Annotated in this window: 16 protein-coding genes; 8 read left to right on the top strand and 8 right to left on the bottom strand. The window is 40.3% G+C overall.

Going from position 1 to position 20,940, the window contains the following annotated elements:
* Window positions 1-103: 103 nt before the first annotated feature.
* The 7 genes from BLS35_RS18870 to BLS35_RS18840 all read left to right on the top strand — a co-directional run bounded on the left by BLS35_RS18870 (window position 104) and on the right by BLS35_RS18840 (window position 8,366).
* Window positions 104-2,506 (top strand): heavy metal translocating P-type ATPase, encoded by a 2,403-nt coding sequence (locus BLS35_RS18870; protein ID WP_090784078.1) that lies wholly within the window; start codon window positions 104-106, stop codon window positions 2,504-2,506.
* Window positions 2,503-2,688 carry a cbb3-type cytochrome oxidase assembly protein CcoS gene (gene ccoS / locus BLS35_RS18865; RefSeq protein WP_090784074.1) on the top strand — a complete coding sequence of 62 codons (186 nt, stop codon included), beginning with the start codon at window positions 2,503-2,505 and terminating at the stop codon, window positions 2,686-2,688. The genes BLS35_RS18870 and ccoS overlap by 4 nt, the downstream gene beginning before the upstream one ends.
* A gap of 73 nt (window positions 2,689-2,761) precedes the next feature.
* The gene (ccoN, locus tag BLS35_RS18860; protein ID WP_090784072.1) at window positions 2,762-4,873 is read left to right on the top strand and encodes a cytochrome-c oxidase, cbb3-type subunit I; all 2,112 of its coding nucleotides are present in this window, start codon (window positions 2,762-2,764) and stop codon (window positions 4,871-4,873) included.
* A gap of 184 nt (window positions 4,874-5,057) precedes the next feature.
* Window positions 5,058-5,855, top strand: a complete 798-nt coding sequence (locus BLS35_RS18855) for a cbb3-type cytochrome c oxidase N-terminal domain-containing protein (RefSeq protein ID WP_090784069.1) — start codon at window positions 5,058-5,060, stop codon at window positions 5,853-5,855.
* A gap of 1 nt (window position 5,856) precedes the next feature.
* Complete coding sequence (gene ccoG, locus BLS35_RS18850; RefSeq protein WP_090784067.1) at window positions 5,857-7,254, top strand: cytochrome c oxidase accessory protein CcoG; 1,398 nt, start codon at window positions 5,857-5,859, stop codon at window positions 7,252-7,254.
* 3 nt (window positions 7,255-7,257) lie between these two features.
* Window positions 7,258-7,683 (top strand): FixH family protein, encoded by a 426-nt coding sequence (locus tag BLS35_RS18845; RefSeq protein WP_090784064.1) that lies wholly within the window; start codon window positions 7,258-7,260, stop codon window positions 7,681-7,683.
* Window positions 7,680-8,366, top strand: a complete 687-nt coding sequence (locus BLS35_RS18840) for a sulfite exporter TauE/SafE family protein (protein WP_090784062.1) — start codon at window positions 7,680-7,682, stop codon at window positions 8,364-8,366. Before BLS35_RS18845 ends, BLS35_RS18840 begins: the two co-directional genes overlap by 4 nt.
* A gap of 153 nt (window positions 8,367-8,519) precedes the next feature.
* Here the strand turns inward: BLS35_RS18840 and hemN are convergent, their stop codons facing one another.
* The 4 genes from hemN to BLS35_RS18820 form a co-directional block, all read right to left on the bottom strand.
* Complete coding sequence (hemN, locus tag BLS35_RS18835; RefSeq protein WP_090784058.1) at window positions 8,520-9,884, bottom strand: oxygen-independent coproporphyrinogen III oxidase; 1,365 nt, start codon at window positions 9,882-9,884, stop codon at window positions 8,520-8,522.
* Complete coding sequence (locus BLS35_RS18830; RefSeq protein ID WP_090784056.1) at window positions 9,862-10,350, bottom strand: Rossmann-fold NAD(P)-binding domain-containing protein; 489 nt, start codon at window positions 10,348-10,350, stop codon at window positions 9,862-9,864. Before BLS35_RS18830 ends, hemN begins: the two co-directional genes overlap by 23 nt.
* Before the next feature lie 82 nt (window positions 10,351-10,432).
* Window positions 10,433-11,491: a response regulator gene (locus BLS35_RS18825; protein WP_090784054.1), complete on the bottom strand. Its 1,059-nt coding sequence runs from the start codon at window positions 11,489-11,491 to the stop codon at window positions 10,433-10,435.
* Entirely contained in the window at window positions 11,492-12,676 is a 1,185-nt protein-coding gene (locus tag BLS35_RS18820) for a PAS domain-containing sensor histidine kinase (RefSeq protein WP_090784052.1), read from the bottom strand.
* Window positions 12,677-12,810: 134 nt separating this feature from the next.
* Here BLS35_RS18820 and BLS35_RS18815 point away from each other — a divergent pair, with 134 nt between their 5' ends.
* Entirely contained in the window at window positions 12,811-14,592 is a 1,782-nt protein-coding gene (locus BLS35_RS18815) for a hypothetical protein (protein ID WP_090784050.1), read from the top strand.
* A gap of 102 nt (window positions 14,593-14,694) precedes the next feature.
* Here BLS35_RS18815 and BLS35_RS18810 read toward each other — a convergent pair whose 3' ends face one another.
* From BLS35_RS18810 to BLS35_RS18795, 4 genes are all read right to left on the bottom strand, one after another.
* Window positions 14,695-16,137 carry a sialate O-acetylesterase gene (locus BLS35_RS18810; protein WP_090784048.1) on the bottom strand — a complete coding sequence of 481 codons (1,443 nt, stop codon included), beginning with the start codon at window positions 16,135-16,137 and terminating at the stop codon, window positions 14,695-14,697.
* 12 nt (window positions 16,138-16,149) lie between these two features.
* Window positions 16,150-17,544 (bottom strand): alpha amylase family protein, encoded by a 1,395-nt coding sequence (locus BLS35_RS18805; RefSeq protein ID WP_090784047.1) that lies wholly within the window; start codon window positions 17,542-17,544, stop codon window positions 16,150-16,152.
* Between the two features lie 62 nt (window positions 17,545-17,606).
* Window positions 17,607-19,283, bottom strand: coding sequence for a DUF5018 domain-containing protein (locus BLS35_RS18800; RefSeq protein ID WP_090784045.1), 1,677 nt, complete (start codon window positions 19,281-19,283; stop codon window positions 17,607-17,609).
* Window positions 19,284-19,306: 23 nt separating this feature from the next.
* On the bottom strand, window positions 19,307-20,938 hold the full coding sequence (locus tag BLS35_RS18795) for a RagB/SusD family nutrient uptake outer membrane protein (protein ID WP_090784043.1): 1,632 nt from the start codon (window positions 20,936-20,938) through the stop codon (window positions 19,307-19,309).
* Window positions 20,939-20,940 lie beyond the last annotated feature (2 nt).

Genomic DNA, 20,940 nt, shown 5'->3' with positions numbered 1-20,940 from the left:
ACTATCTTATTAAAAACAATGACTAACATCATATTTAGCCATGACGCTTATCATAGTAAAAAGTGACGACTAAGTTGAACTTTGGTGAAAATTGATTTGACCTATGTTACAGCAAAAAACGCTCAAGGCAAAAACGTATTGCTACCATTGTGGAGATGATCTACCTGTAAATCTGTATTTGTATGATGATAAACAGTTCTGTTGCTTAGGCTGTAAAGGTGTTTATCAAATCCTATCCGACCATAACCTGGATAATTATTATGCTTATAACGATATCCCAGGCCAATCCCAAAAAGTCCAATCAAAACACTTTGAATATCTGGATGAGGCAGAAATCGAGGCTAAGCTGGTAGACTATAAGGATGAAAAAATCACAACAATTACTTTATACATTCCGGCTATCCATTGCAGTTCATGTATATGGCTTCTCGAAAACCTACATAAAATAAATCCTGGAGTTGCACAATCAAGAATAGACTTCTTAAAAAAACAGGTAGCCATAACTTTTAAAAACGAACAAACTTCTTTACGTTCAGTAGTAGAGACACTAGTTTCTATTGGTTACGAGCCCTTAATAAGTTCGCAGGATGTGGTCAAAAAACAACAATCGGATTTCTCAGAACGATCGCTCGTTACTAAAATAGCCGTGGCCGGCTTTTGCTTTGGAAATGTCATGCTACTTAGCTTTCCAGAGTACTTTGGGTTATCAGATCTGGAGCAACAATTTAAATCCTTCTTTGGCTGGTTAAATCTGGCATTTGCTATGCCTGTAGTCTTTTATTGCGGCAAAGATTATTTTAGCTCTGCATATCATAATCTAAAAAAAGGGGTATTAAACCTTGACTTTCCATTAGCCTTAGGTATTGCAGTGATGTTTATTCGCTCTCTGGTGGAAATCATTAGCAATTCAGGCGCTGGTTTCGTAGATACTTTATGTGGTTTAGTCTTTTTTCTATTGATCGGAAAATGGATGCAACAGCGTACCTACCACCACCTTTCTTTTGAGCGAGATTACAGATCTTACTTTCCTGTTGCCGTAACCCTAATAAAAGATGGCCAGGAAAAACCAGTACCATTAAATGAATTGAGCATAGGCAATAGAATGCTAATCAGAAGCAATGAGATTATTCCAGCAGATGCAATTCTATTAAAAGGTGAAGCTGAGATCGACTTTAGCTTTGTAACAGGTGAATCTTTGCCCGTAAAGAAAACGCTGGGCGAAGTTGTATATGCCGGCGGTCGACAGCTTTTAGGTGCAATTGAGCTTGAAGTGGTTAAACCAGTATCTCAAAGTTACCTAACCAGATTATGGAACAACGAGGCTTTTTTTTCCGACAAAAACAGAATTAAAACCTTTAGTGATACAGCAAGTAAATATTTTAGCATTCTATTATTGCTGATCGCAACAGGTTCTGCTGCATTCTGGATGCTTTATGATGGAAACGCCACCAAAGCCATAGCCTCTTTTACCGCTGTACTCATTATCGCTTGCCCGTGTGCGCTTGCGCTGAGTACTCCTTTTACTTTAGCTGCAGTATTGAGCATTTTTGACAAGAATAAGTTCTATTTGAAAAGTACTGCTGTAGTAGAGGAACTTGCCCGTATAGACACTTTCGTATTTGATAAAACAGGGACCATAACCAATCCTGAAGCCGCAGGATTTAAATTCGAAGGAAAAATTACTGAAGAACAAAAACAGTTACTTAGCGATCTGGCCAGAAACTCGGGCCACCCATTAAGCCGGGAACTGGTAAAACTATTAAATATAAACAAGGTTCATCCTGTGGATGAATATGTAGAAAAGATTGGACGAGGAATCAGCGGAAGAATTAATGGAAATGAAGTGAAATTGGGAAGTTCCGCTTTTATTGGCCTACCGCTGATCAACTCTCCAACAAACAGCAGTGTGCATGTCATGATTAATGATCAATACCTTGGATATTTCACTTTCCAACAACAGTGGCGGGAAGGATTTAAGGATCTGACGTTTAAACTCAACAAACATGCCGACCTGCACTTGATATCAGGCGATCAGGATCACGATAAGCAAACGCTTATCCCTTTTTTCCCGCGCGCACAGCAGATGCAATTCGCACAAAGTCCACAAAACAAACTGGACTATATCAAGAATCTTCAAAGTTTAGGTAAAAAGGTGTTGATGTTTGGAGATGGATTAAATGATGCTGGTGCATTAAGACAAAGTAATCTTGGTGTTGCCGTGACCGATAACATTAACAATTTCTCTCCGGATTGTGATGCCATATTAGATGGAGCAGCTTTTCATAAGATACCTCAGTTTATTCAGCAAGCTAAAGATGCTGTAAAGGTCATTCACATCAGTTTCGTCATTTCATTAATATATAACACCTTGGGCTTATATTTTGCAGTGCAGGGCCTACTTTCCCCCCTCATTGCAGCCATATTAATGCCCATCAGTACAGTAACTATTATTTTATTCACCAGCATAGCAGCAAGGCTATATGCGCGTAAAAACCAATTGTTATGAACATGATCTACTTTCTGATAGGCTGTAGTATTTTACTGGCACTTATCTTTCTCGCTGCCTTTTTCTGGGCCAGCAAAACCGGGCAACACGATGATACTTATACCCCTAGCGTTCGGATCCTTTTTGATGATGATATTGTTGAACAAAAAGTGCCAGATAAAACTGACGAAGATCATATTTAACTCAAATGCCCATCATTCCTATAATCCAGATACCAGGGTAATTTTACATCCACAAACCTTTCATTAATTTCACATGACAGAAAAATTCTACTACGACAATAAGATCGTCAGAAACTTTGCCATAGCCACCATAGTATGGGGTATTATAGGCATGACGGTTGGATTGCTCATTGCCATGCAACTCTTTAAGCCCGCACTAAATATGGGCTCACAGTACACTACTTTCGGACGGATCAGACCACTGCACACTAATGCGGTCATTTTCGCATTTGTGGGTAATGCCATCTTTATGGGCGTTTATTATTCTTTACAACGCCTCCTTAAAGCCCGCATGTTTAGTGATGCATTGAGTAAAATACATTTCTGGGGCTGGCAGCTGATTATTGTTGCTGCTGTGATAACCCTTCCTTTAGGCCTAAGCTCCTCGCATGAATATGCCGAGCTGGAATGGCCAATTGATATTGCCATCACTATAGTATGGGTTGTATTTGGTGTAAACATGTTTGGCACTATCATCAAGCGAAGAGAAAAGCACATGTATGTAGCCATCTGGTTTTACATTGCCACCTTTGTAACTGTTGCAGTACTGCACATTGTAAATTCTGTTCAATTACCTATATCTGCTTTTAAAAGCTATTACTTATATGCTGGCGTTCAAGACGCATTGGTACAATGGTGGTACGGCCACAATGCGGTTGCATTTTTCTTAACCACACCATACTTAGGGATGATGTATTACTTCTTGCCTAAAATGGCTCAAAGACCAATTTATTCTTATAAACTGAGTATCCTACACTTCTGGTCGCTCATTTTCATTTATATCTGGGCAGGTCCTCACCATTTGTTATACACCTCGCTTCCTAGCTGGGCACAATCCCTAGGTGTAGCCTTTTCAATTATGTTAATTGCACCAAGCTGGGGCGGTATGATCAACGGCTTACTTACGCTTCGTGGTGCATGGGACAAAGTCCGTGAAGACGCTACCCTAAAATTTATGGTAGTGGGTATTACGGCTTATGGTATGGCTACTTTTGAAGGACCAATGTTGGCATTAAAACAAATTAATGCCATTGCCCACTATACCGACTGGATCGTAGCACACGTACACGTAGGTGCACTTGGATGGAATGGTTTCCTTACCTTCGGTATTTTGTATTGGTTGATACCTAGAATTTACAGAACATCTTTATACTCCAAAAAACTAGCTTCCTTCCACTTCTGGATAGGTACGTTAGGGATTATTTTCTATGCCGTTCCACTTTACTTTGCCGGCTTTACGCAGGGCTTAATGTGGAAAGAATTTACAGAAGAAGGTATGTTGAGGTATCCTAACTTCCTGGAGACAGTGATACAAATTCTTCCAATGTATGTATTGAGAGCAATTGGTGGCGCATTGTACCTGACCGGTGTGATTGTGATGACTTACAACCTGATTAAAACTGTACGCACAGGTAAATTGCTAGCTGATGAACCAGCAGAAGCTGTGCCATTACCAGAAGAATACATAGCACAAGGTTCTGATAAAAAATTACACCGTATGCTGGAGCGTAAACCAATGGTGTTCCTAGTGCTTTCTTTAATCGTTATCCTTATTGGTGGAGTAATTGAAATGATGCCAACGTTTACCATCAAATCTAATATCCCTACTATCGGTAGTGTAAAACCATATACCCCATTAGAACTACAAGGTCGCGACGTTTATATCAAAGAGGGCTGTGTAAACTGCCACTCTCAAATGATTCGCCCATTCCGTTCTGAAACAGAAAGATATGGTGAATACAGTAAGGCCGGCGAGTTTGTATATGATCATCCACACTTATGGGGATCAAAACGAACAGGGCCTGATTTAGCGCGTGAAGGCGGTAAGTATGGTAATGTATGGCACTTTAACCACTTGCTAGATCCGCAGACCATGTCGCCAGGTAGTATTATGCCGCCATATGAATGGCTGATTACGCAAACCTTAGACACCACGACTACCCGCAGCAAAATCAACGCAATGCGTACACTTGGTGTCCCTTATCCCGAAGGTTATGAGCATAAAGCAAACCGCGATCTGGACATGCAGGCTAAAGGAATAGCTGAAGATCTGCAAAAGAACAATGTAAAAGTAAAAAGCGACAAAGAGATCATTGCATTGATCGCTTATTTACAGCGATTAGGAACTGATATTAAAGCACAGTAACATCTCTAACCTACAACACCATGTTTAAACAATTTTTAGATCAAGCCACTGGAAACCAAGTGTACCTACTCACTTCACTTGGCATTTTTATGCTATTTTTCATATTGGTGGCCATATTATTGCTCACGATGAAAAAAGAAGAAGTTAAATATATGAGCGAACTCCCTTTAAAAGATGATGTACAATGAATGATATTTTAATCTGGGCCTTACTGTTTGTTGCAGTAAGTATATTAATCGCTGCATTATTGGTTTTGAAAACACTCAAAATCTATGTTCAGCAGAGCCTAAACCCTACCTACTTCGCTACTGAAGAAGAAAGAGAAAAGCATCGTATTGCACAGGAACAACTGGAAGCAGAACAACCAGAGAAAAAGTCGTTATGGACTTGGTTATTGGGCCTTAGACCCCTTTCTGAAGAGAAAGACCTGGTTATGGAGCATAAGTTTGATGGCATTGCCGAACTCGACAACCCAACGCCTGCCTGGTTTATGGTACTCTTTTATGGTACGATAATATTTGCAGCAGGTTACATGATTAACTATCACGTCATAGGCTGGGGCAAATCACAGGAGCAAGAATATGCAGCAGAACTGCAGCAAGCAGAAGAAGACCGCATTGCCCTACTACAAAAACCAGGCGGTGGTGGCGCTAATAAAATCAACGAGAACAATGTTGAGGTCTCAACAGATAAAGCTGTATTACAGGCTGGAGGAGCCTTATTTAAAAACGTATGTTCACCTTGTCACGGTGAACATGGTGAAGGCATAGTTGGACCAAACTTAACTGATGATTACTGGTTGCATGGCGGAACTATAAAAGACATCTTCAAAACCATTAAATATGGCGTTCCAGAAAAAGGAATGATTGCATGGGAGAAATCTATGAATTCAAAGCAAATCTCTGACATTGCCAGTTACATTATGTCAATAAAAGGAAGTAACCCTCCAGGAGCAAAAGCCCCTCAAGGTAAAAAAGAATAATATGTCGCAAAGTCCAAAACATTTTAGAGACCAGATTTCAACCCTTACGGATGATGGGAAAAGCCGCAAATGGATTTATCCAAGGATTGTAAAAGGAACGCTGTACAAATATCGCTCTGTACTTAGCTATTTCTTTCTAGCCCTATTATTTGCAGCTCCATTTATCAGATTGAATGGCGAACAACTGGTACTCTTAAATGTTTTGGAAAGAAAATTCGTCTTCTTTGGAATCGTTTTCTGGCCTCAAGATTTTTACCTGTTTGTCTTAGCCTTGCTCACGTTTATAGTCTTCGTTGTATTGTTTACGGTTGTATTTGGCAGGGTATTTTGTGGCTGGGCTTGTCCACAGACCATATTCCTGGAAATGGTTTTCCGCAAAATTGAAATCTGGATTGAAGGAGATCACCTAAAAAGGAAAAAGCTGGACGATGGCCCTTTGACTGGCCAAAAGATCTTCAAAAAGACGTTAAAGCATGGCATTTATCTTTGCTTATCCTTTCTAATCGCTAATATTTTTCTAGCCTACATTATTGGAACTGATGCACTAAAAAAGATTATCACAGAACCGATCTCTATGCATCTATCCGGATTCCTCTCCATTTCTGTCTTCACGTTTGTGTTTTATCTAGTCTTTTCCAGGGTACGTGAACTCGTATGTACAGTAGTTTGTCCATACGGACGCTTACAAGGGGTTCTATTGGATAACCAAAGTATCATCGTGGCTTACGATTATGAACGTGGTGAACCGAGAGCAAAACGCGTTAAAGGCGTAGAAAATCATGCTGGAGATTGCATCGATTGCAAACTATGCGTAGATGTCTGCCCTACCGGTATCGATATCCGTAATGGTACACAAATGGAATGTGTAAACTGTACAGCTTGTATTGATGCCTGTGACATGGTAATGGAAAAAATTGATCGTCCAACAAGGCTTATAGGCTTCAAATCAGAAGACGAAATCAAAACAAAACAATCGTTTCATATCAACAAACGTATTTATGCCTACTCAGCCGTTTTAATTATCCTGATTAGTGTACTGTCGTATTTATTGATAACTCGAAGCGACGTAAAAACAACCATTTTAAGAGCTGGAGGGACGCTATATCAATTAAGAGACAAAGACAAAACAGTAAGCAACTTATACAATGCAGAATTGATCAACAAGACAAACAGAAATATCAAATTTGAAATTGTGCCCAATAATCCGAAAGCTAAGATTCAATATATCCAAAAACCGGATTCTATTGCCTATGGCGGAGCGGCTAAGCTTACCTTCTTTGTTATACTTCCACAAAATGAGATCAACACTTACAAATCAGAAATTGGCTTTAAGCTAGTAGCCGATGACAAAATTGTAGACCACTTTGAAACGACATTTATTGCACCACCTAACAATTAAAAAATGAATTGGGGAACAAAATTAGTAATTGGAATGCTTTGCTTTATGAGTTTTATTATTGTACTCGCCGTATTAATGATTAACAGCAAAACCGATGCGCTGGTGGATACGGATTATTATCAAAAAGGTTTAGACTATGATAAAGACTATAGCCGCAAAGAGCAAGTAAAATCAGACAATGCAGCACCTTCCATAAATATTACGCGCGACTATATCGTCCTGCTGTTTAAAAATAAGGCGAAAGGAGATATTAAACTGGTTAGAAATGCAGATCAAAAAATGGATAAAAAGATGTCCATACAAACAGATTCAGCCAACGAGGTTAAGATACCTTTGAAAGGAATAGAAAAGGGACAATGGCGATTGATCATATCCTGGATGAGCACTGAAAAAGCTTATTTGAATGAGCAGGAGGTCATTATTCCATGAACGCAGAAAAGCTTGCTTTTATGATTGGATTGCTAGGGAGTGTGCATTGCATTGGCATGTGTGGCCCCCTGGCATTTGCTGTTCCATCTTTAAAGCAAGGTTGGTTCTTTCTGGTGGCAGACAAATTGATCTACCAACTCGGCCGTGTTGTCGCTTACTGTATATTGGGAGTTGTAATAGGATTAATAGGCAAACAAATTTGGCTGGCCGGCTTTCAACAAGGTATCAGCATTGTAAGTGGTGTTCTAATTGTTATGGCTGCATGCTCCAGGTTATTTAAGCTAAGTTTTTTAAAAAATAATCCATCTTTTATACTCAGCCCATTTAACCGCATGTTTAACTATGCTTTAAAACATAAAGCCAATCACCTGATTATAGGTTTTATCAATGGATTTTTACCTTGTGGTTTTGTATACCTTGCTCTCGCCGGCGCATTAAATACAGAAAGCGTTCAGGGCTCCGTTACTTATATGTTTTGGTTTGGAATGGGCACGCTCCCTTTGATGTTTATTGCTACTCTTGGCGTAGGCTTTACCGGAACAATGCTTAGACGAAGAATTAATCGTATATTTCCCTATATGATGCTTTTCATTGGCATATGGTTCATATTTAGAGGCTTAACGCTAGACATCCCCTATTTAAGTCCTGCCAATTCAGAAACAGGCTCCAGCATTTGTAAATAAACAAAAAGTCAATTAGGATGAAGGTTTAGAAAGCCTTAAAATCAAACCAGCTGGTCAGGGACCAGCCAGTAAGATAAGGAATTTGAGAACACTAAATTTGCGGGGAGTGTAAATTTAGAGGTATTAAAAAAACTGAAGCATTAAAAAAAATCATTAATCAGCTAGACTAAACTGCTGTGTTTCGGGTTGTTTTTCCCATAAACGCACATCTAGTGCCATACATATATTTCGTAGAAATCGTTTACCAAAAGGCGTCACCTGTAACTCATTCGCAGACAAAAACACTAATCCGTCCTGAGCAAGCCAGCGCATCCGAGTCAAGCCCATAGCAAAAGCTTCATTTTCAAGGTCTAAGGCAGTCCAAGAGGTACGTCCTTTGCACATGATGTTTAGAATATGCTTACGGATCAATAAATCCGTTTCATTTAAGATATGACCTTTAAGTGCAGGAAACTCACCATTATTTACCATTTCCATGTAGTTTTCTACTGTTTTTACATTTTGTGCAAATGCATTCCAGGTATCGCTAATTGAGGAAACACCTAAACCAATCATCAATTTGCTGTATTGGTGCGTATAGCCCATAAAGTTACGGTGCAAGGTACCAGTCTGCTCTGCTTCGTAAAGGCTATCCGTAGTCAAGGAAAAGTGATCCATACCAATATCAACATATCCACCTTCTTTCAGGAGTTCCCTACCTATGTTATACAATTCTTGTTTAGACTCTGATGAAGGAAGATCATCTTCAGTATATCTACGCTGTCCGGGTTTAATCCATGGCACATGGGCATAGCTATAAAAAGCAATACGATCGGGCCTCAATCTTAACACCTCTCCTATAGTCTCAGATAGTCCAGAAAGCGTTTGGTTTGGCAATCCATAAATCAAATCATAATTAACAGAGTGATAACCATTTTGACGTGCTAATTGAGTAATATCATTAACCTGTTCAACTGTTTGCACCCTATTGATGGCCAATTGAACTATAGGATCAAAATCTTGAATACCTAGACTTAATCTTTTAAACCCTAATCTACTTAGTGTAAAAAGATGTGCCTCGGTTGTATTTCCCGGATGGGCTTCAAAGCTAAACTCAGCATCTTTATGCAATTGTGCACCTTCTAATAAACCTCTAATTAAGAAGTCAAGATTGCGAGGACTGAAAAATGTTGGCGTACCACCACCAAGATGTAATTCTTTGATTAGCGGTTTGCTTTTAAAAAGCCCAAGATAAAGCTGCCATTCTTTAAGTAGAGCATCAATATAAGGCTTTTCTACGCTGTGATTTTTGGTAATCCGTGTATTACAGCCACAATAAGTACACAGATCCTCACAAAAAGGCAAGTGGACATATAAGCTAATCCCCTCTTCAAGATTACTTTCATTAAATGCATTAACTACTGCTTTACTCCATTTATTAGTATCAAAATTGGCCTCGTCCCAATAAGGAACCGTTGGATAGCTGGTATAGCGTGGTGCAGCTACGTGATACTTTTCAGTCAGCGTGGGTGTGTTCATGAGAATGAGAATTGTGGTTATCTAAAGAAGAATGATTTATTTTATCGCAAGATCTTGAACAAACACAGGCTAAGCCAAGGCATTTTTTCTGTTGCCATTTGTCCAGATTTAAAATAGTTTCTTCAGCAAGTACCATAGGTAATTCAGCCTCTGTAACACCTGCTAAAGCTATTGAGGGAACATTTGCAATTCTTATAGCTCTCGCTGTTGCGGTTGTCCGGTCAATATGATCCGAAGAAGTAGATCGGGTTGCAATGTATTTCACTCCCATATCAGCCAGTTTATTGATTACATCGGCCGAAACATCATCGTCTTCAAATACAATCACAGCTTCCTTTCCTGTAGCATAACTTACGGTGTCAGTACTTAGCACATTAGAAATCAGGGTAATTTCATGCTTCTTACGATTGGCAATTGCCAGGGGTTCTTTCTCAAATATTTTTATGCTGTAAGCGACTACTTTCATTCAAATTGATTATTAATAATCAAATTTAGCGCAACATCAACTTTCAAGGAATGACGTCTGTCAGCATAAAAAATGATATTCGTCAGTTTTTCATATTTTGTAATCGTAGGGCATCCAATACCACAATCTGGTTACCTTTCTTGTCCAAAATACCTTCATCTCTGAAGTCACTAAGTATCCTGCTCACTGTTTCCGTAGCCATACCTGCCATGGCAGCCAGGTTATCTCTTGATATTTTTAGCTGCAGTTCAGCACCAACCTTTTCTTGTTTACATAATCTAACCAACACATCTGCCATACGTTTTCTAACCGAATGGTAAGCGAGTTGCAATAATTGCTCTTCTCTTTCCAGCAAATTATTAGAAAGCATGTGGATAAACTGTCTAGTTACATCTGGATATTTATTAAGTAGTTCCTCAACCATATCTTTAGGCAACAAGCATACCGTAGCATCCTCCAACGCTTCAGCAGATTCGCTATATGGCTCATGACTAATTAGTGAAGGGATTCCAAAATATTCATCCATTGAATAGATACCTGTCAAAAACTCCCGCCCGTCTATGCTCATCTTCACCGTCTTTACCTTTCCAGCCAACACGAGGTAAATGCCTACAACATCATCTCCCTCATAATAAATCACCTGGCCTTTTTTAATGATTCGTACCTTGCGGTCCGCAATCATTTTATCCAATTCGGCTAAACCAGAGGTATTACTAATCAGATGATTAAGCTTATCCAAGGACTGACTATAAAAAATCTCTTGCTTATCCTTCTTGTTTAATCTACTTTCAATAGCATTCAGTAATTCTACATCATCAAAAGGTTTAGTCAGGTAATCATCTGCCCCCATTTCCATCCCTTTCCGCATATCAAATCTCTCTGCTTTTGCGGTAAGGAAAATAAATGGTATTGCTACAGTTTTAGGGTTTTTATTTAAAAGATACAAAACACCATAACCATCCAGTTCTGGCATCATGATATCACAAAGTATCAAGTCAGGAAAATGTGCATTAGCTATTTCAACTCCTATTTTTCCATTATGGGCTTGCAATACCTCATAATTTGCGAGTTCTAATATTTCAGCAGTACTTTCTCTAATATCTTCGTTATCTTCTATAACCAGTATCCTTGTCTTCTTCATTTATTTATTGAAAGAAAGTTTAAAAGTAGTCTCTTTATTAATCACGCTTTCAAAATGGAGTGATCCATTCATTAAAGTGGCATATCGCAACACAATATTTAATCCAAGCCCTGTACCCGGAATGTTTCCTGTATTATTAGCCCTAAAAAAAGGCTGAAACAAATGCTTTTGATCACTATCAGGAATCCCAATTCCATTGTCCTTTATAGTGATGATGTATTGTTCGTCATTTATTTCTGTATTGAACTCAATAAATGTATGTTCACCAGAGTATTTAATAGAATTAGAGATCAGGTTGATCATACAATTCCTGATCAAATTCTGATCTAATCTTGCCATACTTTCCAAACCCGTGTGCTGATAAATGATATGCTGTTCCTGCTTAGCAATCATTTGCATTTCTTCTGTCACTTCTTCGGATAGCCTTACCAAATCAAATGGAGCAAAAGTAGGTTCAACTATTCCAGCTTCCAATCTTTCCAGTGATAAGAAGTCATTTAAAATTGTAGTTAAGTTACCTACCGCATTTTTAATCTTCCCAACGTGCTTGCTGATATTTTTATTATCGTATGGCTGGGCATATTTCTCAATTAATGAAGAAGAAAGTTGAACGGAACTTAACGGTGTTCTGAATTCATGTGAAGCCATAGACACAAACCTGCTTTTCATCTGGTTAAGTTCCTTTTCCTTCTCTAAAGACAAACTCACTTCTTCTTTAGCCTCGCTTAAAGCTCTAACCGTTTTTCTTAAAGATTTTGTACGTTCTTCTACCAATTCTTCCAATTCGGCGGCATATTCTCGTAAGCGTTCTTCAGCTTCTTTTTCTTTGGAGAGATCATGGATAAAACCTGTGTAAATGATGCGGTCGTCATACTGAACTTCACTCACAGCAAGTCGAAAAGGAAACGTGCTACCATCCTTTCTTAAACCACGCACTTCCCGACCCTTACCGATAATACGTTTTTCCCCAGTCGTCTGATACCTACTTAAATAGCCATCATGCCCACTTTGATCTGGTTCAGGCATCAACATCTTAATGTTTCTGCCTTTTACGTCTTCCAAGGTATAACCAAAAAGTTTAAGCGCAGCAGGATTAAGGCTTTCAATGTTTCCCCGCCTGTCAATAGTAATTATACCATCAATGGCAGTTTCTATAATCGCCTCTAATAACCTGACTTGCTCCATATTGTTCTTTTCACAAATATATGAATTTTATCAATCCCCCACTTGTCACCTAAATCATATTAAAAAGTGACTCATATCATATTTTAAGCTAAAAATAGTACGCTACTTTGTGGTCTAAATCTTACATAAATTTCATGAACCATACCTTTCATATTCCAGTGCTGGGCCTGGGCTATTCAATAGACACCCCATTAAAAGTCGCTAAATATGGGATTTCTTCCGTTGTTTCCATTGTTGATGATGAACTTACTGAACGTATGCGAAAATTCCATTCGGAAAAGAACAATGAAAAATATCTCCCTATTGAGAAAAAAGTGACAGATAGCCGTGCGGTAAGGATTACAGCATATTTGAACTTATTGCATAAACTTGTTAATGAGCAGTTTGAAAGTTTATTAAATGAACCTGCAGAACCGGGAACTGCGCTTGATAAATATTTCGAGCTCCTTCCTGATTCATCTGCACTTAAGACCAGGTATATAGAAGTGCTAAAAATGAAAAATGTACAGGAAAAGTCATTAGCACTTGAGGCTTTAAAAAGCAAGCTAAAACCTGGGAGTATTGATGTAAACATCATGTCGAAGGTTGATAAAGCAAACTACGGTTTAAAGGATGAATATTTGGGAGACGACCATACCGATGCGCTTGCCGCCATGCGTGGTTTTGCTAATAGTAACCTTAAGGCATCTGTTATTATTTCAGCTGGGTTAAATCCGAGATTATATGCTTATATAGAAAAGTGTGTAGACTTCTACCCCAATAGCTCAGGTGTTTTGCATAAAAATATCATACTCAAGGTCAGCGACTTCCGCTCAGCAATGATACAAGCAAAAATGCTGGCAAAAAAAGGATTGTGGGTATCGGAATTTAGAGTTGAATCAGGATTAAACTGCGGTGGCCATGCTTTTGCTACTGAAGGTTTTTTACTAGGCCCCATACTGGAGGAGTTTAAAGAGAGACGTGCTGACCTTACAGCTGAATTGTACAAGATCTACTCCGAAGCATTAATCGGAAAAGGATTTTCAGTTCTATCCACTCCTTTGCAACGTATTACCGCACAGGGAGGAATCGGCACAGCTGAAGAGCACCGGTTTTTAATCAACTATTATCAACTGGATGCGGCCGGCTGGGGGAGCCCTTTTTTATTGGTACCTGAAGCTACAAATGTAGATGACAACACGCTAATGGACTTGATAAATGCCGATCATACTGACTATTACCTGAGCAATTCATCACCCTTGGGCGTACTTTTTAACAATTTCAAAAAAAGCAGTATAGAACAACAGCGACAGGAACGGATAGCAAAAGGTAGACCCGGTAGTCCCTGCACCAAGAAATTTCTGTGTACAAATACCGAATTTACGTCACTGCCTATCTGTACGGCATCCAGAGAATACCAGAGCTTAAAACTTAAGCAACTTGCTGAGCAGAATTTATCAGAGGAAAATCATAAGCGACAATTTACTACCATTACAGAAAAAATATGTCTTTGTGAAGGTCTTTGTTCATCGGCATATCTGAAAAACGGGATACTAAAACCGAAAGAAAATAGGGCTGTAAGTATTTGTCCAGGCCCCAACCTTGCTTACTTTTCGGGAAAATACAGCTTAAAAGAAATGATACAGCATATTTACGGAAAAACAAATTTATTAGAATCTGTAAGCCGCCCCAACCTTTTCATTAACGAACTCAACCTATACATAGATTATCTGAAAAAAGACATTGCCGTACAGCTCGACGAGCTTAGTGTAAAAAAAGAAAGGTACTTTACAAAATTTAGAGAGCAGCTTCAGCAAGGTATAGCCTATTACCAAGGACTAATCCCTGAGCTGAAAAAGCAAAGCAATATCGCAATTTCCGAAATGCAACAACAACTACTACAAGCCGAGCATGCTTTAGCAGCCTGTAAAATATAATTTAACCCGGGTATGATGCTCAGTACTTTTACGTTTCTTACAAAAAGGGTGGCTTTTTGTAAAGTCGGCATCAAGGAAACAAGCATCGTACCCGGATTAAAATCACTGGCTAGGAAAATTACTCAATGTAGCTCGAAAAGGAGCAGCTGGCAGGCCGGCATTATTAACTAAATTGCCTAACATATAGTTCCTAAAACAGTATCGTACTTCCACGGGCTCTTTAACCTGCCCACACCATACTTTAACCCGATCTGAACCATTTAAAATTAAAGCCTCAGCTGTCACAAAAACCCCATCTTTACCGGCGATTTCAAATCCTGTTATTTTTTCATTCTCAGGATTTAGCCCATCTTTTCCGAAGTCAAAAACCAATTCCACTACCCCTTCTTTCAACTGAGCAGATTTAAATACCGGACCAGAAAACTGAAAGCCTTCTTTGCCGTAAGTTTTTGCCAATGCCCAATAAGCCAGTCGTTGCCCTACTTCAATTTTATGGGGCGGATGGATAAAACCCGCACTGCCTAAATCAGCGGTTATTGCCATTCCTACGTCTGGTATTTCGCTCATCAGTTCCAATTGCGCCTGTCTGAAATAGGCCCAGTCGAGCAAGTCTTTACCTCCTGATTGCCAAGGTGCAAGCTGAACATAATAAAATGGCATTTTCGGAGCATTGAAAAATGTTCTCCATTGCTGGACCATTGCTGAAAACAATTCTTTGTACAAGGCCGGATTAACCACATTGGCCTCTCCCTGGTACCAGATCACCCCACCGATTGGAAATCCTTTCCAGGGCTTTACCATCGCGTTCCATAAAAGGGTTGGTGTACCCGCAGCCCATTCAAATTCTTTTTGATTTACATCCGGAAATTTTATGCCTCCTATCTTCTCCAGGCTGCCTTTATCCATCCATGTTTCAATTTTAGACATGCTCCATGAACAGTTGATTAAGCCAATGGCTGCGCCCAACGACTGCTCCAGCATGTCTCCAAAAAAATAAGCTGTCGCAGAAAACTCAGCTACATCTTTAGCGGAAAGCTCTTTCCAGTCCCCCACTACCCCGTCGTCAAGCGGGGTAGTACTCCAGGCTCGCCTTACGGTATACAATCTGATTTTCCGACCAGGATTAGCCGTTACAATGTGTTTTAATGTACCGAAAACCGGTTGCCCACGGAACCCCTTTACCGGCATTTCCATATTCGATTGTCCTGAACAAAACCAAACCTCACCAATAAGGATATTTTTCAACACCAGCTCCTCACCATCATTAAAACTAATCTCATATGGTTTTGCAACAGATACAGGCGTCGGTATGGTGATTTCAAAATGCCCCGAGGCGTCAGCTACGCCAGTGTATTTCTTTGCATCCCAGCCTACAGTCACCCTCACCCGCTTATTTGCACTGGCGCTACCTTTGAAGGTAACCTGCGCCTGCTGTTGCAAAACCATATGATTTCCGAAAACAGCATTCAGTTTAACCTTCGCTTCCACTTGTATAAAGCTGCAGACCAGCAGTGCTATGATCAAAAGATTAGTTATTTTATTCATTACTAAATTTGCTTACTTTTTAATACTCTTCAGATAATTATCAACCCCTGCTTTTATGGCTGCGAAGTAATTGTATCGCTTCACATGTATCATGTCGAAAATGAAATAGCCATCACCCGCATTAATTGCAGCATCTACAGTTTTGGTGACAGCGGCATCCATCCCGCCATTTTCCCAACCCGATCCATTGCCAACATCAGGTCCACCGGCAACCTTCGTATCACCTTGCATTAGCGTTTTCGCATTTTTACAGAAACCTTCAACCGTCCATTCCCCAGAACCATAGATCCGGTCTGTAGGTGCATAGGCTCCAATTAATATAAAATCCATATGATCCGCATAACCAAAATCTTTATACGCCGAACTGGCCCATGTAGGGTAAAACTGTGCGGTATCGTATTTCGGACTGGCCCAGTTCACGCCAACATCATAGTAAGTAGAGTACCAACCGCCCACATATACCCCGAACTGGATTTTGTCATTTACCGATTTAACACGCTCCCTGGCTTTAACCATAAAGTCATGTATGGTCTTTACCCTAAATTCCATCCATTTTTTAAAATGCTTAGGCATGGTAGCCGGCAAGGGGTATGATGGTGTTCCGGGAACAATGATATCATATGGAAAATTTGTAACCGTTTCGCCAATGTATTGCTCAAATTTCTGTTTTGTTACTGCGGAGAAATCACATACAAAATCATTATACCTGCAACGGTCTAAAAACAGACCGTCAATGTTATACTTTGCCAGGTCCCCTATGATATTGAGCATATATTGTTGCACCTCATCATTCGCAGGATTGATAAATTTAGTTCCATAACTGTTGTTTGGGTCCTGAGCTGTAGTGATGTCCATTACATTTACCAATCCGCCCGGAAGATTCAAAGTCGTTGCCCAATCCTTTTTCGTCCCTTCTCTGAAGAGCATCCCCTGCTGGCCTAAACCGTAAGCATAATTATTACCAGCGACAAAGGTATTGATCGCTGCATGAATTTTGAGGCCTACCGCATGCCCTTCATCAATAAATGCCTGCAGGTAATCCCATGTTGCCGTACGTTCTAAAAAGCCATATGATCCTGAGGACCAAACATCCAGCTTTTTTACCTGTTGTACCTGGCTGGAGTTAAACAGCACATCACCCATGCTAGGCCGTACATCAACTACGACATCTGTAATACCGGCATCTGCCAATTTCCCCAGGTCTCTTTTGATATTTTCCTTACTATTCGCATAATCTGGGAAATTGGCCGCAGCATCAATCCAGATATACCTTGGTTTTGCAGCTTGATCCGGAATATTTTTTTTATCCCAGATCCAGTCTATTGCGGCAGTATCTTTTTTACAGGATGAGGCGAGCCCAAATAAGCCCAGACCAGCTGTGGCTATTAAGAAATTCTTCCTATTCATATTCGGTTAGTTTTAAATCTTTTAATGAAAGGGGCTTCAGATTAGTTCGAAGCCACACAATTTTATTTTACATCTACACAATTAAATTCGTAACAAGCCAGGTTGCCCGCATTAAAATCAATCGTAAAGACCTGCATTTTATAGCCGTCAGCACTCGGGGCAATTAACACATCACCACTTGCTGAAACCGCATTTCCTACAGCACCATATTTTGCCGAGAATACCAATGCATCGGTTTTATCTACATTGCCTTTAAAGTTCCCCATTGAAGAAACATCGTAAATGTATAATTCGGATGAGATGCCCCATCCAGGGAAATGACTAGGGCAGTAGAAAGCAAGGTATTTCGCGTTGTTGAACTCTTTTGCATCTGCTAAACTATTGTTAATACCCCATCCGCTACCAGAAGTCTGATCGGCCAGGCTCAAGGCTTTGGTGTTGTTTCCGTCCAGATAATAAAGGTTATTTATACCACCATCATAAAACCCTACGAAAGTACCATCAGCAACATTTGCACCTCTGGAAGTAACTTTGGTACCATTTACATCTGCTCCCCAGAAAGGAATACCTCCGGCAGCTATCACCTCAGCACTTCCAGGAACGCCATTTGTAACCACCCAACGCACAAACTTATTCGAGCCGGAAGCGGTAGTACCATCGCATGTAGCGATAATGATCGCTTTGCCATTCAGATCACCATGAACGGAGATTTTGCTTCCCAGAGGTAAACCTGATGTATTGGTCCAGCTCAGGAAAGATTGAGGAGCAGTAGTAGTCGAATTCGTCTTGTATATTTTTAGGCTCTCACCTACATTTGTATAGTCGGCCACAAGAATATTTCCGGCACCATCACTGGCAACAGTTCCGTCACCTTTCGCAGCACCCAAATTCATGATACCGACATACTTACCTGTACTTCTATTGTAGTATTTAGGCGCCTGTCCATTCGCGGTGGAAACCACCAGGAAGTTTCCTGAAGCCGCTAAACTTGGCTTTTTGCCATCTGTATACCCTAATGTACTCAGGTTAAGATTGAAACTTAAATTTTCCGAACCACTTCTAAAACCATAGGTGATTTTAGCAGGAGCAGTTTTCATAATGGAATAGGTTGTTTTAGTTATGCCATCATGTGCAATCACGGTAAGTTGTGTAGGTTCGTTCAGATTAACACCATTCAAAGAACGGTCTAAAGTAGCATGCGCAGACACGGCTACCTCTACATCTACAGCAGACAGATCTTCGACAGTAATCAAAGAAATTGTTTTCTTATCCTGGTCAATCAAACCCGTTACCCCTACCGATTCTATAGAGAAGAACGTGATGCTGGATTTTTTAGATTTGGTACGCTCACCTCTAATGGAAATACGCTTTTGATTGCCCAATGGATCTGTAAAAGTAAAGAAGTTCTCTTTGGTCAAATCAAGGATACCCAGCTTAGGTTCAATTTTGTAATTGTTTGCCAGGTTCGCTTCAATCTTCATCGCGCTCATATAAGGCGTAGTTTCATGGTTGCTATCCTCTGGAAAAAACCATGGAATGGGGATCACAAATTGATCTGTTTCCGCTCCTGTGATATCAAACTTAACCGCCTCCATTTCTTTCAGATCGCCCGTAGCAAATTTGGCCACCAGGCTACTAATGCCTTTACTATCATTTGTAGGCTGTACATACACTGCTTTTTTACAGGATGCAAGGATAACCACAGCCGCTATAATTATATTTAATATGTGCTTTCTCATATTTATATTCCTTATTAATGCAATTAATTCCACTCAGGAAATTGTTTCACTGCAGTGTTATTTGTGATTTCTGAAGTTGGTAATGGAATGCGGTACATCTTTGCCGGAAAATTACGGTCCTGTTTATCACAGTCTACATAGGTATACTTAAATGCACTTCCTTCTTTTTCAATCTTAAGCCCATGCACGCGTTTCCCGGTAAATGCACGCTCCGCCAGTTTCCATCGTTTCATATCCCAATAATAGTATCCTTCAAAAGCCAGTTCCACCTTTCTTTCCTGCATAATCGCAGCCATCAGCTCGGTTCCGCTTTTATCCCTGTACGGGAGTCCTACCCTCGCCCTTATCTTACGGATAGCAGCATTAGCCTCCGAAGATGCATTGGAACGGTAACAAGCCTCCGCGTAGTTAAGCAATACCTCTCCCAAACGAAATGCCGTCCAGGGTTGTGTAGATCCATCCTTGCTCAGGTCAATATTCTCATCCAGCATTTTCCTTAAAAAATATCCTGTAACCGTGCGTCCTGCCGGCACCGCATCGTCTTTCCAACTCGCCCAGCCATCTGTTCCATCAATAAAAGGCTCAATTTTACGCCCCTTCCAGGATGCGCCATTGTATAAAACACTAGCCTGAAAACGGGGTTCCAAATCTACATACGGAGGTTCATCAGTAGTTCCGGATGTACTGTGCCAGGCACTCCAGTCAGGAAATCCGCCAACTGTTTTCAGCTCATAAGATTCCACCATCTCCTGGGTAGGTGTACCCATTGCTCCGACTCCTTTTCTATCACCACCGGGTGCATAGGTTGCGTCAAAACTATGGGTAAATGAAGCTTTGTTATAGCTATACTGCAGAATGGCTTCGGTACTTCCTGTCTTAAACGCATCGGCGTAGCCAGGGGTTAACTCATAGCCCATTTCCAAAACTTTTGCGCCTGCGATCTTGGCGGCTTCCCAGCGTTCGGCATACAGCATTGCTCTTGACAACAGCGCGTAAGCAGCACCACTGGTTACCCGACCGTTAGGGTTCTTATTATTAACCAAATGTTCGGCGGCAAAGTTCAAATCGGCCTGTACAAAATCCCAGCCCTGGGCTTCTGTGCTAAGTGCTGTATTTTTCTGGATCTTAGAGAGGTCTTCGGTATAAATGATGACCTCTTTATAACGTTTTACCAGATCAAAGTAGAGCTGCGCGCGGAAAAATCTGATTTCAGCCTCCAAACGGCTGGTCTCAGCTTCGGTAAACGTACCATACTTTCTAAGGTTTGATAAGGCTTCATTTACACGTCGTACCTGCTCGTAAACAGTAGACCAGTTGCCCAGATAAACCGCAGCGTAATTTGGGGTGAGTACACTACCACCATACGCGATCTCATTCGGGATGTACATATTGGCATTATAGGTCATCGATGAGTATTTAAACGCATCCGTAAAACCATCCGTCATACCAGCGATACTTTGGCCCGTGCTGAAATTACTAAAATAATTCAGGTCGTGATAAAAGCTGTTGATGGCCAGCTCCGCATATTCAACTTTACTCCATACCAGCTTATCAGAAGCGGCGGTAGTTGGCGTCATATCCAGGTACTTTTTACAAGCCGAAAAACTTAAAGCAACCATGCCAATCAGGGCGGCTTTGAATATATATTTTTTCATTT

The sequence above is a fragment of the Pedobacter sp. ok626 genome, assembly GCF_900100435.1.
In the GTDB taxonomy this organism is placed as follows: domain Bacteria; phylum Bacteroidota; class Bacteroidia; order Sphingobacteriales; family Sphingobacteriaceae; genus Pedobacter.
Note: the sequence above shows the minus strand (reverse complement) of the source record. Positions and strands in the feature narration are given on the sequence as shown.

Coding starts and splice junctions, on each gene's coding strand:
- BLS35_RS18845 (WP_090784064.1), top strand. CDS start 7,258: ATGAATTGGGGAACAAAATTAGTAATTGGAATGCTTTGCTTTATGAGT.
- BLS35_RS18810 (WP_090784048.1), bottom strand. CDS start 16,137: ATGAATAAAATAACTAATCTTTTGATCATAGCACTGCTGGTCTGCAGC.
- BLS35_RS18805 (WP_090784047.1), bottom strand. CDS start 17,544: ATGAATAGGAAGAATTTCTTAATAGCCACAGCTGGTCTGGGCTTATTT.
- BLS35_RS18840 (WP_090784062.1), top strand. CDS start 7,680: ATGAACGCAGAAAAGCTTGCTTTTATGATTGGATTGCTAGGGAGTGTG.
- BLS35_RS18800 (WP_090784045.1), bottom strand. CDS start 19,283: ATGAGAAAGCACATATTAAATATAATTATAGCGGCTGTGGTTATCCTT.
- hemN (WP_090784058.1), bottom strand. CDS start 9,884: ATGAACACACCCACGCTGACTGAAAAGTATCACGTAGCTGCACCACGC.
- BLS35_RS18870 (WP_090784078.1), top strand. CDS start 104: ATGTTACAGCAAAAAACGCTCAAGGCAAAAACGTATTGCTACCATTGT.
- BLS35_RS18825 (WP_090784054.1), bottom strand. CDS start 11,491: ATGAAGAAGACAAGGATACTGGTTATAGAAGATAACGAAGATATTAGA.
- BLS35_RS18830 (WP_090784056.1), bottom strand. CDS start 10,350: ATGAAAGTAGTCGCTTACAGCATAAAAATATTTGAGAAAGAACCCCTG.
- ccoS (WP_090784074.1), top strand. CDS start 2,503: ATGAACATGATCTACTTTCTGATAGGCTGTAGTATTTTACTGGCACTT.
- BLS35_RS18815 (WP_090784050.1), top strand. CDS start 12,811: ATGAACCATACCTTTCATATTCCAGTGCTGGGCCTGGGCTATTCAATA.
- BLS35_RS18820 (WP_090784052.1), bottom strand. CDS start 12,676: ATGGAGCAAGTCAGGTTATTAGAGGCGATTATAGAAACTGCCATTGAT.
- ccoN (WP_090784072.1), top strand. CDS start 2,762: ATGACAGAAAAATTCTACTACGACAATAAGATCGTCAGAAACTTTGCC.
- BLS35_RS18855 (WP_090784069.1), top strand. CDS start 5,058: ATGAATGATATTTTAATCTGGGCCTTACTGTTTGTTGCAGTAAGTATA.
- BLS35_RS18795 (WP_090784043.1), bottom strand. CDS start 20,938: ATGAAAAAATATATATTCAAAGCCGCCCTGATTGGCATGGTTGCTTTA.
- ccoG (WP_090784067.1), top strand. CDS start 5,857: ATGTCGCAAAGTCCAAAACATTTTAGAGACCAGATTTCAACCCTTACG.